Source organism: Haladaptatus sp. AB643, from assembly GCF_024136975.1.
In the GTDB taxonomy this organism is placed as follows: Archaea; Halobacteriota; Halobacteria; order Halobacteriales; family Haladaptataceae; genus Haladaptatus.
Genome location: NZ_JAMYJW010000001.1, coordinates 149267 through 164354, shown reverse-complemented (window position 1 = coordinate 164354; position 15088 = coordinate 149267). Strand labels below are relative to the sequence as shown.

The 15088-nt window shown below is 60.2% G+C and carries 13 protein-coding genes and 1 pseudogene; 10 read left to right on the top strand and 4 right to left on the bottom strand.

The features are described from left to right. Nucleotides 1-129 precede the first annotated feature (129 nt). Complete coding sequence (locus NKF25_RS00855) at nucleotides 130-2229, top strand: hypothetical protein (RefSeq protein ID WP_066139989.1); 2100 nt, start codon at nucleotides 130-132, stop codon at nucleotides 2227-2229. A 45-nt stretch (nucleotides 2230-2274) separates the two neighbouring features. Here the strand turns inward: NKF25_RS00855 and NKF25_RS00850 are convergent, their stop codons facing one another. Then, complete coding sequence (locus NKF25_RS00850; RefSeq protein ID WP_253224856.1) at nucleotides 2275-3123, bottom strand: ribose-phosphate diphosphokinase; 849 nt, start codon at nucleotides 3121-3123, stop codon at nucleotides 2275-2277. Between the two features lie 195 nt (nucleotides 3124-3318). Here NKF25_RS00850 and NKF25_RS00845 point away from each other — a divergent pair, with 195 nt between their 5' ends. Next, a complete protein-coding gene (locus NKF25_RS00845; RefSeq protein WP_253224855.1) occupies nucleotides 3319-3804 on the top strand; it encodes a helix-turn-helix domain-containing protein in 486 nt (161 codons plus the stop codon). 34 nt (nucleotides 3805-3838) lie between these two features. Here NKF25_RS00845 and NKF25_RS00840 read toward each other — a convergent pair whose 3' ends face one another. Beyond that, entirely contained in the window at nucleotides 3839-4606 is a 768-nt protein-coding gene (locus NKF25_RS00840; protein ID WP_253224854.1) for a hypothetical protein, read from the bottom strand. Nucleotides 4607-4887: 281 nt separating this feature from the next. Here NKF25_RS00840 and thrS point away from each other — a divergent pair. From thrS to NKF25_RS00810, 6 genes and pseudogenes are all read left to right on the top strand, one after another. Then, nucleotides 4888-6827 (top strand): annotated as a pseudogene (gene thrS, locus NKF25_RS00835) (threonine--tRNA ligase). Nucleotides 6828-6918: 91 nt separating this feature from the next. Continuing rightward, nucleotides 6919-7632 carry a phosphoribosyltransferase family protein gene (locus NKF25_RS00830; RefSeq protein WP_253224853.1) on the top strand — a complete coding sequence of 238 codons (714 nt, stop codon included), beginning with the start codon at nucleotides 6919-6921 and terminating at the stop codon, nucleotides 7630-7632. Between the two features lie 153 nt (nucleotides 7633-7785). Next, the gene (locus NKF25_RS00825) at nucleotides 7786-9249 is read left to right on the top strand and encodes an NCS2 family permease (RefSeq protein WP_253224852.1); all 1464 of its coding nucleotides are present in this window, start codon (nucleotides 7786-7788) and stop codon (nucleotides 9247-9249) included. A 77-nt stretch (nucleotides 9250-9326) separates the two neighbouring features. Further along, entirely contained in the window at nucleotides 9327-9575 is a 249-nt protein-coding gene (locus NKF25_RS00820; protein ID WP_253224851.1) for a glutathione S-transferase N-terminal domain-containing protein, read from the top strand. A gap of 204 nt (nucleotides 9576-9779) precedes the next feature. Then, entirely contained in the window at nucleotides 9780-10157 is a 378-nt protein-coding gene (locus NKF25_RS00815; protein WP_253224850.1) for a hypothetical protein, read from the top strand. A gap of 24 nt (nucleotides 10158-10181) precedes the next feature. Next, nucleotides 10182-10523, top strand: a complete 342-nt coding sequence (locus NKF25_RS00810) for a hypothetical protein (RefSeq protein ID WP_253224849.1) — start codon at nucleotides 10182-10184, stop codon at nucleotides 10521-10523. Here NKF25_RS00810 and NKF25_RS00805 read toward each other — a convergent pair. Then, entirely contained in the window at nucleotides 10490-11437 is a 948-nt protein-coding gene (locus tag NKF25_RS00805) for a transcriptional regulator (RefSeq protein WP_253224848.1), read from the bottom strand. The genes NKF25_RS00810 and NKF25_RS00805 overlap by 34 nt on opposite strands. Before the next feature lie 144 nt (nucleotides 11438-11581). Here NKF25_RS00805 and NKF25_RS00800 point away from each other — a divergent pair, with 144 nt between their 5' ends. Continuing rightward, nucleotides 11582-12850 carry a DUF1743 domain-containing protein gene (locus NKF25_RS00800; protein WP_253224847.1) on the top strand — a complete coding sequence of 423 codons (1269 nt, stop codon included), beginning with the start codon at nucleotides 11582-11584 and terminating at the stop codon, nucleotides 12848-12850. Between the two features lie 18 nt (nucleotides 12851-12868). On the opposite strand, the gene NKF25_RS00795 is transcribed toward NKF25_RS00800, so the two are convergent. Beyond that, nucleotides 12869-13741: a hypothetical protein gene (locus tag NKF25_RS00795; protein ID WP_253224846.1), complete on the bottom strand. Its 873-nt coding sequence runs from the start codon at nucleotides 13739-13741 to the stop codon at nucleotides 12869-12871. A 54-nt stretch (nucleotides 13742-13795) separates the two neighbouring features. Here NKF25_RS00795 and NKF25_RS00790 point away from each other — a divergent pair, with 54 nt between their 5' ends. After that, on the top strand, nucleotides 13796-15085 hold the full coding sequence (locus NKF25_RS00790) for an MFS transporter (protein ID WP_253224845.1): 1290 nt from the start codon (nucleotides 13796-13798) through the stop codon (nucleotides 15083-15085). Nucleotides 15086-15088 lie beyond the last annotated feature (3 nt).

Sequence of the window (15088 nt, the reverse complement as noted above, 5' to 3'; positions counted from 1 at the left end):
AATCTGGTTCGCCACTCGACAACTGATTTTGTCCGAAACGGAACCGTCGATGAAGTAGAGAAAGTTATTACAGAGGAACGAGAATAGATTTTCACTCGATAACGAAGATACGGAGTTTTTTCCTAAATCATGATAATCGAAACCCTTTCCGATGGTCACGGACTCGAACTTATCGATCCACTCGATAAATCACGGTTCGTGCTTCGCACACCGAAGCCTGTTTCTCCGACGGAAGTGGATGCCGACGGTCTGGATTTTCCGGTCGAGAGAGCGGTCGAGGTTCAGACGAGTTCAATCGAGATGCACGCAAATAGAGGGGTTGTCATTCGAGATCTCGATGGGACGATTCGTTTTGATAGTAGCAACAATCAGTGTGGTGAGATATTGCCGAGAGACAGCTATGTGGTCGAACTATCAGGAAAGCCGATGAAGATCTACCTCTCGTTGTCTGGACCGATATCGTTCGAACGAAAAGGGTCGGATTCGGAGTTGTCGTTCGGTCAAGAACGAAGTATTATCATCGGAGTACGCTCGAAAGTACGGAAACCCCCAGGAACGATCACGGTCACGGACGATACCAACGATATCATGCGAGCGATGTCACTGTTCGGATCGGTGTTGAAGACAACAAGTTCGGAACGGTCGTATCCGACACTCCGTGGACATCCACCACTCATCGAACGCGGTAACGAATTCCACGTTTCATCCTCGGTGACTTCTGGAGAGACAGAAACGACGCTCGTCCTTCCACCGGAACGAGAGTACCTCTACCCGGCAACGTCACTCGCCTATTATCTCAATTCGTCAGTCGTTTCTGGAAGAAGTCCACGACTCATCGCAAAGGATTTCGAGTACGAATTGGGGACGGGCAATAGCTACGAAGAAACAATCGAGCGAATCCTTCGACAAGTATTCTTTTTGGACTGCCTGGTCCGAACAGATGGATTTTATTCAGTTGAACTTTATGAACGAGAAGTAATCGAACCACGGTTAGATATCGATTTGGACGTTCTTTTCGATACGTCACTGGAAGAACGCCTTCGAGCATATCTCGGCATCCCGTTCGATACGTTTGAACCAGTGATCTCCTCATGGCATCTCGCTGTCGATATGGTTCCAACCGTCGAAAACGTCGAAATACTCCCCTTCCTCGCGAACAAACTCGCATTCGTTCGAACGGCACAACCGCCATCCGAAAGGAAGGAAGAAACACCGGAATTGGTCCATGAATTTTACCGGGAAGGATTCTCGAAAAATTCTGCTAAAGCTAGTACCAAATCGAATCCTTCGGCCAAGATATTCGAGATGGAAGGTAAGTCGAACACGCGACAACGTGCGTGGGTTGGCCCCGGATATCCACTTCGATGGAGCAAACTGACCTACGATGGGCTTCATTCATACTCGACGAGAAGTCGTACCAACGAGGGTTCATCGACAGCGACCATAAATGTAACAATAGTATGTAACGATCCGATGATGCAAGACGAGAGTAATGTTGTTGATGATTACGAACTATGGGACCTTCCGCAGTTCAACGTCACAGTCCATCATCGGACGACAAAAGCTGAATTGATGGAACAACTCTCCACACAAACCGACTTCTTCCACTACATCGGCCACATATCGGATAAAGGAATTCACTGCGAAGATGGGTATCTCGATGTTCAAAACCTCTCAGAAGTGAATGTCAGGATGTTTCTACTGAATGCGTGTAACTCATACGAGCAGGGAATGGCCCTCCTCAAACGTGGTTCGACAGCAGGTATTGTCACTCTATCTAAAGTTAGCAACGCCACTGCGACGGAGATCGGTCGGTTGCTTGTTCGATTACTTAGTTCAGGATTCCAATTTCAGACGGCACTATCTCTGATTCACCGGATTCACTTGTTAGGGTATCGCTACATCGTGCTTGGTGATGCATATTCAACATTGTGCCAAACTCCTGGTATGACCTCATATGTGACTCATATTTCATCTTCTGATGGAGGAATGTTCGAAGTCAAATTGGAGATATATCCAGCAGGGGATTACCAGCGAGGAATAATTGTAGGAACAGCTGTTGAAAATACTCCTCGGCACTACTTACCTACCGGAGAAGTAGCGACGTTTGACCTCTCAAAAGGAGAACTAGAAGACTTTTTCATGGAAGAGAATGCACCGGTCGAAATCAACGGCGACATCTACTGGAGCGACGAACTCACCGCGGAGAAAGTGAGAGAACTGCTGTAATCGCCTTCGCTCTGCCAAAGCGTCCGGCGCAACCAAGATGGGGTGTTACAATACGTTCGCAATGTCGGGGGCGACGGACACCTGACTCACGGCTCGTTCGATGGTGTCCGTACCGTAGACGGCCTCGACGCCCGCGTTTGCGAGTTTGAGGCGGGCGTTCCCGGCGAGCATGGGGTGAACGCAGGTGACGAAGACCCGGCCGACGTCACGCCCGTGGAGGAGCGAGACGGCCTCGCTCATGGTCGAACCGGTGGCGATGATGTCGTCCGTGATGACCACGTCACGGCCGGTCACGTCGGTGTCGCTGGGCGTCATTTCGACCTCGGTTCCGGAGAGGCGTTTTTTCTCGAAGTAATCGGTGACGCCGTCGCCGTACGCGTTGCGGACCGTTTCGGCGATGTCGAGTGCGCCCTCGTCGGGGGAGAGAAAGACGGGGTCGGTCAAGTCGTCGGGTAGCGGGTCCGCGAGGCGACCCGCGGCGTCGATGGATTCGGCGGGAACGTCGAAGAAGTCGCAGACAGATTCCTCGTGAGGGTTAACAGTGAACACGCGGTCGGTTCCGCTGCTGATGGCACGGGCGACTGCTCGGGCGGAAATCGGTTGCCCGTGGTCGAACGCCTTGTCCTGTCGCCCGTAGCCCATGTATGGGAGGACGGTGACGACTTCCTCGGCACCCCATTCACGGGCGGCGTCCTGTAGTTGCAGGAGTTCGAGATGTGCGTCGCTGGAGACGGTGGAAGCGACGACGATGGCACGGTGGGCTTCGAAGTCCGGTGCGCTTGCGAGCAGTTCCCCGTCCGGGAACGACTGGTACTCCACGAATCCGAGCGGTTCGTTCAGCTCATCGGCGAGTGTGGCCGCCAAAGATTGCGAGGCAGACCCACTGAGTATCATACGAGCACACTGGATATGCCAGGTTAAACCGATTTTCACTCGTCGCCGAGGAGACATGGCAGTGCCTCGAATCGGGAGGCCGGAGGAGATACGGTGAGAAACGGACACCAACACATGAAAACTTACATCTATGACGAAATATTTGATATGCTAATATAATATATTATTTATGCAGGAGGGTAGTAGTATCGTTCGATGGTTTCGGTAACCCGGTTGAACATCGGAACGTCGCTTCCACTCGACGAGGACGAGTTGACACCGGCGGAGAAAGGGGTGTTGAACCTCCTCGGGGAGGGTCGTTGTACACCCGCCTACGTCGCCAGTGAACTAGCGATCGAATCGGGGACGGCCCGGTCGCTTCTCGATGGATTCCGCGAGGTCGATATCGTGCAAAAACCGTATCGTGGCCTGTACGAATTAACACTCGAAGAACCGGCAAACGACGGGAGATACCGAACCACCGAAACGGTTTTCGTGGACGTTCCGTTCGAAGACGACCAGTTCAGGCCGACCGAGCGAGGGATTTTGAATTTGCTTTCGAGGGGCCGTGCGACACCCGCATACCTCGCACAGGAACTCGACGTCACTCAAGAGTGCGTGAAAAACCGACTTCGGGACATCACCCGACTCGGTCTCGTCCGGCGCGTCCACCGAGGGTTGTACGCGCTGGATGAGGAGTAGCCGGGCGAATCGAATCGAGACTATCGAATTGAGACTACCGAACCGAGAGGGACGTGACGCCGGTCAGTCCGAGATGGCGATTTCGCCATCCATCACCGGAACGTACCAGAAACGTTCCGGAATCGGTCGCTGCGTACACGCCGTCACCGAACCCGATAGCCGCGACGGGGTCCGAAACCGGGAGGGAAACCTCCTGCCACTCGTCGCCGTCGCGTGAAACGACTTTTTCGGCGGTGGCGGCGTAAGCATCCTCCGCCGTCGCACTCACGACCCGAAACGAACCATCGAAAACGTCCATCCAGCCGTTGCCGAGTCGGTACAACCCGTCGGCGGTCGCGGCGAGTGGTCCGCCCGCTGCCGAGACGTCCCGCACGTCCGTCAGGCCGACGTGTTGAACACTGTCGGACGAAACCCGATAGACGCCGTCGGCGGTGGCGACCAGATTTCCGTCGATGGCTCGCACGTCGTCCAGCGTCGCCAACTCGTTCCACTCGCCGTCGTACCGTGCGAGTCGGCCGTCGTCGCCCGCCGCGAGGAGGTCGTCACCGTCGAATCCGACCGCGACGGCGGGTCCGAAGTCGAGCGGTGAGAACTCCGTATCGAGCACGTCTTCGTCCGTCGCTACCGCGAGAGCGCCATCGGTCGCCGCCGTATCCCGGGAGACACAGCGGTGTGCCAACGAAAACTCTCCGATGATGTCACCGGAGACCTCTACGCGGGCGACGCCCAGTTCGGTCCCGACGTACACCGTCGTCGTCCCCTCTTGGTCGCTGTACACCCGCTTTTCGTCGATACTGGTCATACGCGAATGATGGACACAAATCGGGGAAAGCGTTCGGGTTCGCCGTCGAAAGCGCGAGTGGTTGCGGCCCGCACAAGGATTAAATACCGTGGCGCGACTACGATCAGTCGAGCAACACGATGCTAGGTGACTGCTTTACACGCCGGGTTTGTACCCGCTAATCTAGTCACCACCATCGTCGTTTTCCCGCCCGTCTTCGAAGCCGAGAGCCGCGCGTCTCCGAACGCGCTTCCGGTCGGTCGAAGCGGGCCAGCGCTCTTTCGAAATCACGAGTCACAACCATGAGCCAACAATCACAGAGATCGGTAATCGTATCGCTTCCGGACGGATCGAAACGCGAATTCGAGAACGAACCATCGGTCGGGGACGTCGCCGACGACATCGGGCCGGGACTCGGCGAGGACTGCGTCGCCGGAATCGTCGACGGCGACCTCGTCGCCCCCGAATATCGAATCGAGTCGAACGCCGACCTGCGAATCGTCACGCCGGGGAGTGACGACTACGTTCGGGTGCTGCGACACTCCGCCGCGCACGTCCTCGCACAAGCGGTCCTCCGACAGTTTCCGGACGCAAAGCTCGCCATCGGCCCGCCGACGGACGACGGGTTTTACTACGACTTCGACGGCCTCGACATCGAGCAGTCCGACCTCGCGGCCATCGAGAGCGAAATGAGGGACATCGTCGCGGCGGAGTACGACATCGAGCGCGAGGAGGTGGCACCCGAGGAGGCGCGGGAGCGACTCGCCGACCAACCGTACAAACTCGAACTGCTCGACGACATCGTCGCGGACGGAGAGACGGTCACGTTCTATCGACAAGGAGAGTTCGAGGACCTCTGTGCCGGGCCGCACGTCGAATCGACGGGAGCGGTCGGCGCGCTCTCGTTGCTCGAAATCGCGGGTGCCTACTGGCGCGGCGACGAGGATGAGGCGATGCTCACGCGGATTTACGGCACGGCCTTCGAGCGCGAGGCCGATCTCGAAGCGTTCCTCGAACGTCGGGAGGAAGCCGAAAAGCGCGATCATCGGAAGATCGGGCGCGAGATGGACCTCTTCTCGGTGCCCGACCACTCGCCGGGGTGTGTCAACTTCCACCCGAACGGGATGGCGATTCGCCGCGAACTGGAGGAATACGTCCGCGAGAAGAACGACGAGTTGGGCTACGACGAGGTGAAGACGCCGGAACTCAACCACGCCGAACTGTGGAAGAAGTCGGGGCACTACGACCATTTCAAGGAAGAAGGGGAGATGTTCGCGTGGGAGCAAAACGGCCACGAGTACGGGCTCAAGCCGATGAACTGCGCAAATCACGCGTACATCTACGGGGAACAGCGACGCTCGTATCGTGACCTGCCGCTTCGCTTCTCGGAGTTCGGCATGTGCTATCGGAACGAACAATCGGGAGAACTCTCGGGGATGTTGCGCGTTCGGGGATTCACGCAGGACGACGGCCACGCGTTCATTCGCAAGGACCAGATTCGGGAGGAGATCGCCCGCACGCTGTCGGTCATCGACGGGATGTACGAGGTGTTCGGCTTGGACGCTCACCTCGAACTGGAGACGAAACCCGACGACGCAATCGGCGACGACGAGTTATGGGAGCGAGCACACGAGGCGCTTCGAAACGCGTTGGAGGACGAGGGACTCGATTACGAGGTTGCGGAGGGCGAAGGAGCGTTCTACGGGCCGAAAATCGCCATCAACGTTGAGGACGCCATCGGTCGCGAGTGGACGATAGGAACGGTGCAGTTGGACTTCGTGCAACCCGAACGCTCGGCATCAGTTACGTCGGCGAGGACAACGAGGAACACCGGCCGGTGATGGTCCACCGCGCGCTCCTCGGGTCGATGGAGCGATTCATGGGCGTGTTCATCGAGCACGTCGCCGGGAAGTTCCCGCTCTGGCTGGCACCCGAGCAGGTTCGAATCCTTCCCATCACGGACGATGAAGCGGAGTATGCGGCGGAAATCGCGGACGAACTCGGCGCGTACCGCGTCGAAGTCGACGAGCGGGACTGGACGCTCGGAAAGAAGATTCGGGCGGGCCACGACGACCGGGTCCCCTACATGGTCATCGTCGGGAGCGACGAGGCCGAATCGGGGACGCTCTCGGTACGCGACAGGGAAGAACGACAGCGAGGAGGGGTCGAACTCGCCGAGTTCCGGAATCATCTGGACGGCGAGTACGGCGAAAAGCGGCTTCGGCCGGATTTCCTCGACTGACCCGATAGCAGCCGAACCAACATAGGTGTGCCTAAACGGCGGCAAACTATCATCGAAGTGTTCAAGGTTGCACGATGATGACTAGATGGGTATGAACCGAGCAGAGAAGGCCAATCTCCAACTACAGGCCGTCTCAGTCCTCCGAATGCTCAAGGAGACCCGAACCTACGACGAACTCGCGGAAGTCACGGAACTTCCGGCGGGTGATCTGAATCGCTACGTGAACGGCCACGTCCTGCCCAGTCCCGACCGTGCGGAAGCGGTCGTGGAAGGCGTCGGGCGTGAGCAACTCGCCGAAGAGCTACAGGCACGAACCCGACTCGACCCCGAAGGCTACGTAGACAACTCCGGGGTCGTCTTCGACCAGTCGTTCCTCGACCTCGTGGCACCCGTCGCCGTCGAAACGTTCGATTTCGACCTGCCCGACGTGGTACTCACGGCCGCGACGGACGGCATCACCCTCGCCGCAGCGATGGCGAGTTACTTCGGTGCCCGCTGTGCCTACGCGAAGAAGTCGAAGGAGACCGCCGTCGAGGAGTTCATCGAGGCGCGCCAGCGACTCGCCTCCGGTATCGAACTCACGTACTATCTCCCCTCCTCGGCCATCGCCCCCGGAGAAACCGTCCTCGTCGTGGACGACCTCATTCGCTCCGGCGAGACGCAGGAACTGCTCTTGGACATCGCCGAGGATGCCGACGCCGACGTCGGCGGCGTCTTCGCGCTCATCGCCGCCGGGACGGAGGGCATCGAACGGGCACAGAAGCGCACGGACGCGCCGGTCGGGGCGCTCGCGTCGTTCGAGTGAGTTCGTCGGTAACGAGCACCAATAATCACCGTTGTGTTAATTTTTCCCTCTCAAACCCGAATTGGAACTTGACATATGCATAATTGCGTATAGATGCCCAGATACTATGAGAACTGTTAAGTAGGTATTCGCGTTTATGCTCATTCGTGAATCATGGGGCTAAAGGACATCAACAGTAATCAGCAGGGATCCGGGATAACCGGCTTGCTGGCCGACTATTTCGGCTTCGAGGAGCACGACACCGACCTCGGAACGGAGGTCATGGCGGGAATAACGACGTTCCTGACGATGAGTTACATCGTCATCGTGAACCCGTCCCTTCTCGCGGACAGCCCAGATGTACCGATTCAGGACGGAATCAATATAGCGGGATATTCCTACGACCAGACGATGGCGATGCTCGCCGTCGTCACCATCATCGCCGCCGCGGTTGCGACGTTGACGATGGCTTTCTACGCGAACCGACCGTTCGCCCAGGCACCCGGCCTCGGCCTGAACGCGTTCTTCGCGTTCACCGTCGTCGGCACGCTCGGAATTTCGTGGCAGACGGCGCTCGCCGCCGTCGTCGTCGAAGGAATCCTCTTCATTCTGCTCACCGCGATCGGTGCACGAAAATACATCATTCGTCTGTTCCCTGACCCCGTCAAGTTCGCCGTCGGGACGGGTATCGGATTGTTCCTCGCGATCATCGGTCTCGAAGCGATGCACGTCGTGGCCGCCGACTCCTCGACGTTGGTCACGCTCGGCCCCGTCGCGACCGACCCGGTCGCGGTCGTTTCGGTCGTCGGTCTCTTCATCACCTTCGCGCTCTACGCACGCGGAATTCCGGGTTCGATCATCATCGGTATCGGCCTGACGACGCTCATCGGCTACGCCTCCGAGTGGTTCGGCCTCGTCGCGCCGGGTACCCTCACCCCGACGATGACGGGTGCAACCTACGACATCACGCCCGTCGCCGGAGCGTTCGTGAGCGGCCTCGGCGCTCACGATTTGGCCTCCGTCAGCGGATTGTTCTCCTTCGGACTCATCGTCTTCACGTTCTTCTTCGTGGACTTCTTCGACACCGCCGGAACGCTCGTCGGCGTCGGACAGGTCGGCGGCTTCCTCGACGAGGAGGGCAACCTCCCAGACGTTGACAAGCCGCTGATGGCCGACGCCATCGGTACCACGGTCGGGGGCATGCTGGGAACCTCGACGGTGACGACGTACATCGAATCCGCCGCAGGTGTCGAGGAGGGTGGCCGCACCGGAATGACGGCGCTCGTCATCGGGGTTCTGTTCCTCCTCTCGCTCGCCTTCGTCCCGTTGGCCACCGCAGTGCCCCAGTACGCCTCGCACATCGCGCTGGTCGTCATCGGCGTCGTGATGCTCGGCAACGTCGTGGACATCGCGTGGGACGACATCACCAACACCGTCCCCGCCGGAATGACCATCCTGGTCATGCCGTTCACCTACTCCATCGCCTACGGCATCGCCGCGGGCATCGTCTCCTACCCCATCGTCAAACTCGCCGCGGGCAAGCGCGATGACATCCGACCCGGACACTGGGTACTCGCCGCCGCGTTCGTCGTTTACTTCTTCGTCCGGACGAGCGACCTCCTGAAAGGGAACGTCTGATCCGGGGTTCGCCTTCAAAACCAGCGGGTTTTCTCCTGAACACCACACTCTTATTTCTCACCTCCCTACGCGTTCGTATGCCGAACCTCGAACTGTACGAACTCAAGGGATGCCCGTTCTGTGCGAAAGTCACGTCCAAACTCGACGAACTCGGACTGGAGTACGAATCACATTCCGTCCCACGAAGCCATTCGGCGCGGACGGAAGTAAAAAAGATCAGCGGCCAGACCGGGGTTCCGGTACTGGTGGATGAAGAACACGGCGTCGAAGGAATGCCGGAGAGCGACGACATCAACGAGTATCTCGAAGAGACGTACGGCGCGTAAAACCGCATCAGTGACGAGAACGGGGACTCCCGTACCGACAAGCCACACGATCACGACGGAATGTCGGTCCGCGGACGGGATATCGATCCACGACGACCGCGGTCCCGTATCGAGCTTTTTCCGCGAGTTGCTTGTCGGAGGAGGTCAGTACAAATGCCAGTACAGACAGAATAATTGATATAATTGGCTCGAAAATACCGGACTATGCCGGTGTACGAACGGTCGGCGGCGACCGATTTTCGGGTGATCGACCGCTGGGATGGTGGTGTGAGTTGGCTGTCGCATCCGACCGAGGAGGGTATGCGCACTAGCCACGCGGTTACAGCGGACGACGACGTCTGGCTCATCGACCCGCTGGACGCTCCGGAACTCGACGCGCTGTTGGACTACCTCGGGAGCGTCGTCGGCGTCGCGGTGTTGTGTAGTCATCACGCCAGGGACGCCGGTACCATCGCGGCCCGGCACGGTGTGTCAGTTCACGTTCCGCGCTGGATGGGTCGCGTCGGGGAGCGGGTCGATGCTCCCATCGAGCGATTCGAGACGACGTTCGGCGACTCGGGATTTCGTGTCCGTCGTTTCTAACCGCTCTCGCTGTGGCAGGAAGCGGTGGCCTACCGCGAGGAGGATGGGACGCTTATCGTTCCGGACCTGCTCGCATCCGGTCCGGGCTACACCGTGGGCGAGGAGCGAATCGGCGTCGTGCTCTCCCATCGGCTGTTTCCGCCGCAGGATGCGCTCGGCGAACTCGAACCGGAGCGTATCCTCTTCGGACACGGTAGCGGCGTTTTCGAGGACGCGAGCGCCGCGCTCGACGATGCGCTCGACAATGCACGAAAACGGTTCCCCCGCGCACTCGTGAGTCAGTTCGGGACGAACGTGCGGTTGCTACTCGGCGCGATGAAGGACTGGATCGATCAGGCTTCCGCGCGTTCGCGGATCAGTTTCTGAAGTTCGTCGGCGTCGTCGAGGTCCTCGACTTCCTCGCGTTCGACCAGTGCAGTGCCATCCACGGTTTCCCGTCGCGCCTTGTCCACGAAGTAGACCGAATGGGTCCGTGCGACGTGGCTGATAGAACTCATGATCCGAGCGCGTTTTTCGGCCGTGCGGGTAAACGCCGAGTGACTCGTCAGAACGCGGTCCTCGCGGTCGTCCTCGCTGACCGTCCGGAACGGCGCTCTGCTCGTGGGGTGAACCGTGAACCCGACGCGTGTGAGCGTGGAGAACATGTCTTGATCGTCGGATTCGGCTTCCGGTTGGTCCGGTTCGTCCTCTTCCGTCACCTCGTCGGCACCGTCGAACACCTCGACCGGACTCGTCAGTTCGCGGTCGAACAACGCTTCCAGTTCGACGGCGACTTCCACGCTAGCGTTCATGCCGCCTTCGTACTTGGAGACGGTGCGACGCGAGACGCCGAGTTCGGAGGCCAATTGACCGAGGCTCCAACCGCGGTCCTGGCGCTCGTCGCGGAGGATGTCGCCGTCGATGTTGACGTACAGGCCGCCGGGTGCGGCGTAGACGAGCGGCGGGACGCCCTCCACGAACAGATCGACTGCCGTGTCCGGGCTGAACACCGGAACGCCGTGACGGAAGTAGACGACGCCGGGTTCGAGGTCCTGATTTCGTGTCCGAAGCCCGAGTACCAGCGGCGTCGCGTCGAGATACGTGCCGAGGCGGCGCATCTCGATGCCGGTTTGGGCGTCGAACGCGTCGATGTTGCCGAGGATCTTCAGCAACAGGAGGTCTGGTCCTCGTCGCGCTGCCACGTCGAAGCTCTTTGGTCGGATAGCACACCGGTCGCTAACTACGAAGCCCGCATCCTCTAACATCGCAGTCACGTTTCCGACCAGTGCAGACCGGGACATGGTGGGAGGTAAGTGACTCTCATATAAAGGCGTTTTGGCGAGCCATCCCGCCGCAGTCTGGCGATTGTGTAAATTGCCGGCAGTAGATTCAAATAGCATTGTTTCTTCGAAAACTGTTAATTCGCCACGCCGTAATCACCGGACGTGACCGTCATCGGTCTCGACGACACCGACTCCCGCGAACGCGGGATGTGTACGACCTACCTCGCGGCGCGACTCGCGAAAACGATTCGAGACGCCGGGGGAACCATCGAGCGACTGCTCCTCGTCCGACTCAATCCCGCCGTGAAACACAAGACACGGGGGAACGCCGCGCTTGCGATTCACACGGACTTCGATCCCGAACGCGCCTTCGCGCTCGCGCGTTCAGAACTCGATTCGGCCGCCGAGACCGACGACCCGCGGACGAATCCCGGCCTCGTCGTCGCGCCGCACGCTCCCGACGGGATTCCGGACGACGTCGCGGAATTCTCGCGGAAAGCGATTCGGGAGTTACTATCTCGGGAGGACGCCGAGCGACGGATCGACGCGGCGGGTTACCGACACGCCGGGTGGAAGAACGGCCGCGGAAAGATCGGCGCGCTGGCGGCCATCGGCGCGCACGCCGCGTTCTCCGAGTGGACCTACGAACACATCTCCTACCGCGAATCGGACCGCTGGGGAACGCCCCGCGAGGTGGACTTCGATTCGACCTTCGCGGCCGCCGATTCGGGGTATCCCGGCGTGTGGGACACCGTGGACCGCGGCACCGGCGAAGCGGTCTGTGTTCCGCACACGCCCTGTCCCATCCTCCACGGTATTCGCGGCGACGACCCGGACGAAGTCCGGCGAGTCGCCGAGCGAATCGGGGGCGAACCCGTCGTCAAAACGGCGCTGTTCGTGACGAATCAGGGGACCGACGCCCATTTGCAGGACGCCGAACTCCAGGAAATCGAGGACGATCGAGCCTACCGCGTGACCGGAACGGTCGCTTCGGAGCCGGAAACCCGACGTGGTGGCCACGTCTTTTTCACCATCGAGGACGGCGCGACCGAACAGTTGTGTGCCGCTTTCGAACCCACGAAGCGATTTCGGAATCACGTTCGGAACCTCCGTCCCGGCGACCGAATCACGGCCTGCGGCGAGGTCACCGACGAAACGCTCAAGTTGGAGAAGTTCGCCGTCAGGAACCTCGACACGACCGAACTCGTGACGCCGAACTGCCCCGGCTGTGGCCGCTCGATGAAGAGCGCGGGCGCGGGACAGGGCTACCGCTGTCGCAGGTGTGGAACGGATGCGGACGGGAAAGTCGAACGGGAAATCGAGCGTGACCTCGAACTCGGCTGGTACGAGGTGCCGCCGGAAGCGCGCCGCCACATCGCCAAACCGCTCGTCAGGGGCGGGTTCGACGCGCCGATTCACCCGGAGCGATAAGGATCCGAAGACCTCGGTTCACCGTTCGACGACGCTGGTCGAAACGACCGAGCCCTCGGCATCGAACGTCAGTCGGAGTTCGTCGTCGGCGGCGGGAATTCGGAGTCGAACACGCGGAGGGTCGTCGGCGAGAACGGTCAGGAAGTCCTCGTGAAGCGCCCAGTCGAGGTTCCAGAGGGGATGTGCGTCGAGCGGGGCGTCGCGTTCGGCGTGGAATCCGACGACACGAGGGTGATCGCGGACGAGACAGCCAACGGGGAGATTCGCCATCGCCCAGCACTCCGTGCAGGTGACGCGGAGGCGGTAGGGGACGTTTCCGGTGTTCAATTCGTGCCGGTCGTCGGTGAGCAGTCCGGCCATCTTCGACCCGCATTCGGGGCACGTTCCGGCGGCGGCGAGGGCGTTCCAACGGCGGGTCCACGCCTCGAACGCGTCGAGGAGGTCGTCGCGGCGCGTCGTCGGCGCGGGCGGGAAGGGGTTGTGGAGGATTTCCTCGTCGCAGCTTTCGCAGACGATACGAACCCGTTCCTGCTCGTAGCGGGCCGAAAGCGATGCCTCGCCACACTCGTAGCACGTTCCTGGCGCGTCGAAGGTGGCTCCGTCGGCCTGCTCGGTGAACACGCCCGCCGTCAGCGCGCTCACGACCTTGCGACCCGCGTAGGTCAACGCGTAGCCGTCCGAGGTTTTTCGGACGAACTGCCCGACGAGGCGCTGGAGATGGTAGTTGAAGTTGCCGCTGTCTCGGACGCCCACCCGTCGCTTGAGGTCGGCGTAAGGGAGCGCGGACTCGCCGTCGCGGAACGCCTGTTGAAGCTCGTACAGCATCGAAACACGGCGTTCGTTGCCGATCGCGGCGAGCGCGTCGGCAGGGTCGGGTCGCTCGTCGTCCATGGACGGCCGTTGCACCAGCGGCGATAAAATCCCGACGAAAGATGTCAATTCGCTATGTGCAATCGGTTGCGCGGAACGAACAGGGTGCTTGCGGACGAGCGAATCGATATGGGTCGGTCGCGTCGCACCGTCGGATGGAATATCGGACTCTACTACGTCTACAAGTCCACGAAAGCGGTGGAGTTCTATCGACCCATCATGTATCTCTACTTCCTCTCGCTCGGCCTCGATTTCACCGCAATCGCCGTGCTCGAAGGGATCTACAACGTCACGACGCTCGTTTCCGAGATTCCGACGGGCTACGTCGGTGACCGGGTCGGCCGCCGAAACAGCCTGCTCATCGGAACCGGAATCATCACGCTGACGCTCGTCGGCATTGGCTTCGCCGAAAACTTCGTCCATCTCGCGGCCCTGTACGCCTGCTGGTCGTTCGGCTACACGTTCCGGTCAGGCACCAGCGACGCGTGGCTGTACGATACCTTGACCGACGACCTATCCGAGGACCGGTTCGCACACGTCCGGGGGCGCGGGCAGTCGGCCGCGCTGCTGGTCGGCGTCGTCGGGTCGGTCTTGGGTGGCTATCTCGCCCAAATCGACCTCGCGTATCCGTTTTTCGTCGCGGCGGGCGTGACGGGAGTCGGAGTTCCCGTCCTCCTCGGGATGGACGAACCCGCGAGTTACGAGGAGAGCGAGTCGGACGAACTCGGCGTCCGGGAGGCCGCCGGTGTCATCCGCGAAACGCTCTCCCACGAGCGACTGCGGGCGTTCGTCGTCTACTACTTTGTCCTCTTCTCGGCGGTGTCCTATCTCGTGTTCATGTACGTCCAACCCGTCCTGAAGACCGTCCTGCCACAGGTCGGTGTCGCCCCCGGGAACGTCGAGCCCATTTTGGGCTGGTTCTACGCGGCCATCAGCCTGCTCTCGGCGGGATTGAGCTACTACACCGGTGCGATTCGGGAGCGGATCGGTCTACGAACGTGGTTCCTCACGATTCCGTTCGTGGTCGGTATCGCGCTCGTCGCGCTCCGTATGATGCCGGTGTTGGCGATTCCGGCGTTCCTGTTCGCTCGGGGTATCGCGGAGACGACGCGGTCGCTCGCGTCCCAGTACGTGAACGACCGTATCGAGACGCTGGGGAGGGCGACCGTCCTCTCGTCGCTGGCGATGGTGAGTTCGCTGGCGGTGATTCCCTTCCAACTCGGAAGCGGCGTGCTCTCGGACGTGGCGTCGCCGCTCACGGCGCTGGCGGTGGCTGGCGGCTTCCTCATCGTCGGGTCGCTCGTCGTCATCGGCTGGGAAACGCCGGTGAAATCGGCCACCGGACACCGTGCAGAGGCGGAGTAGCAC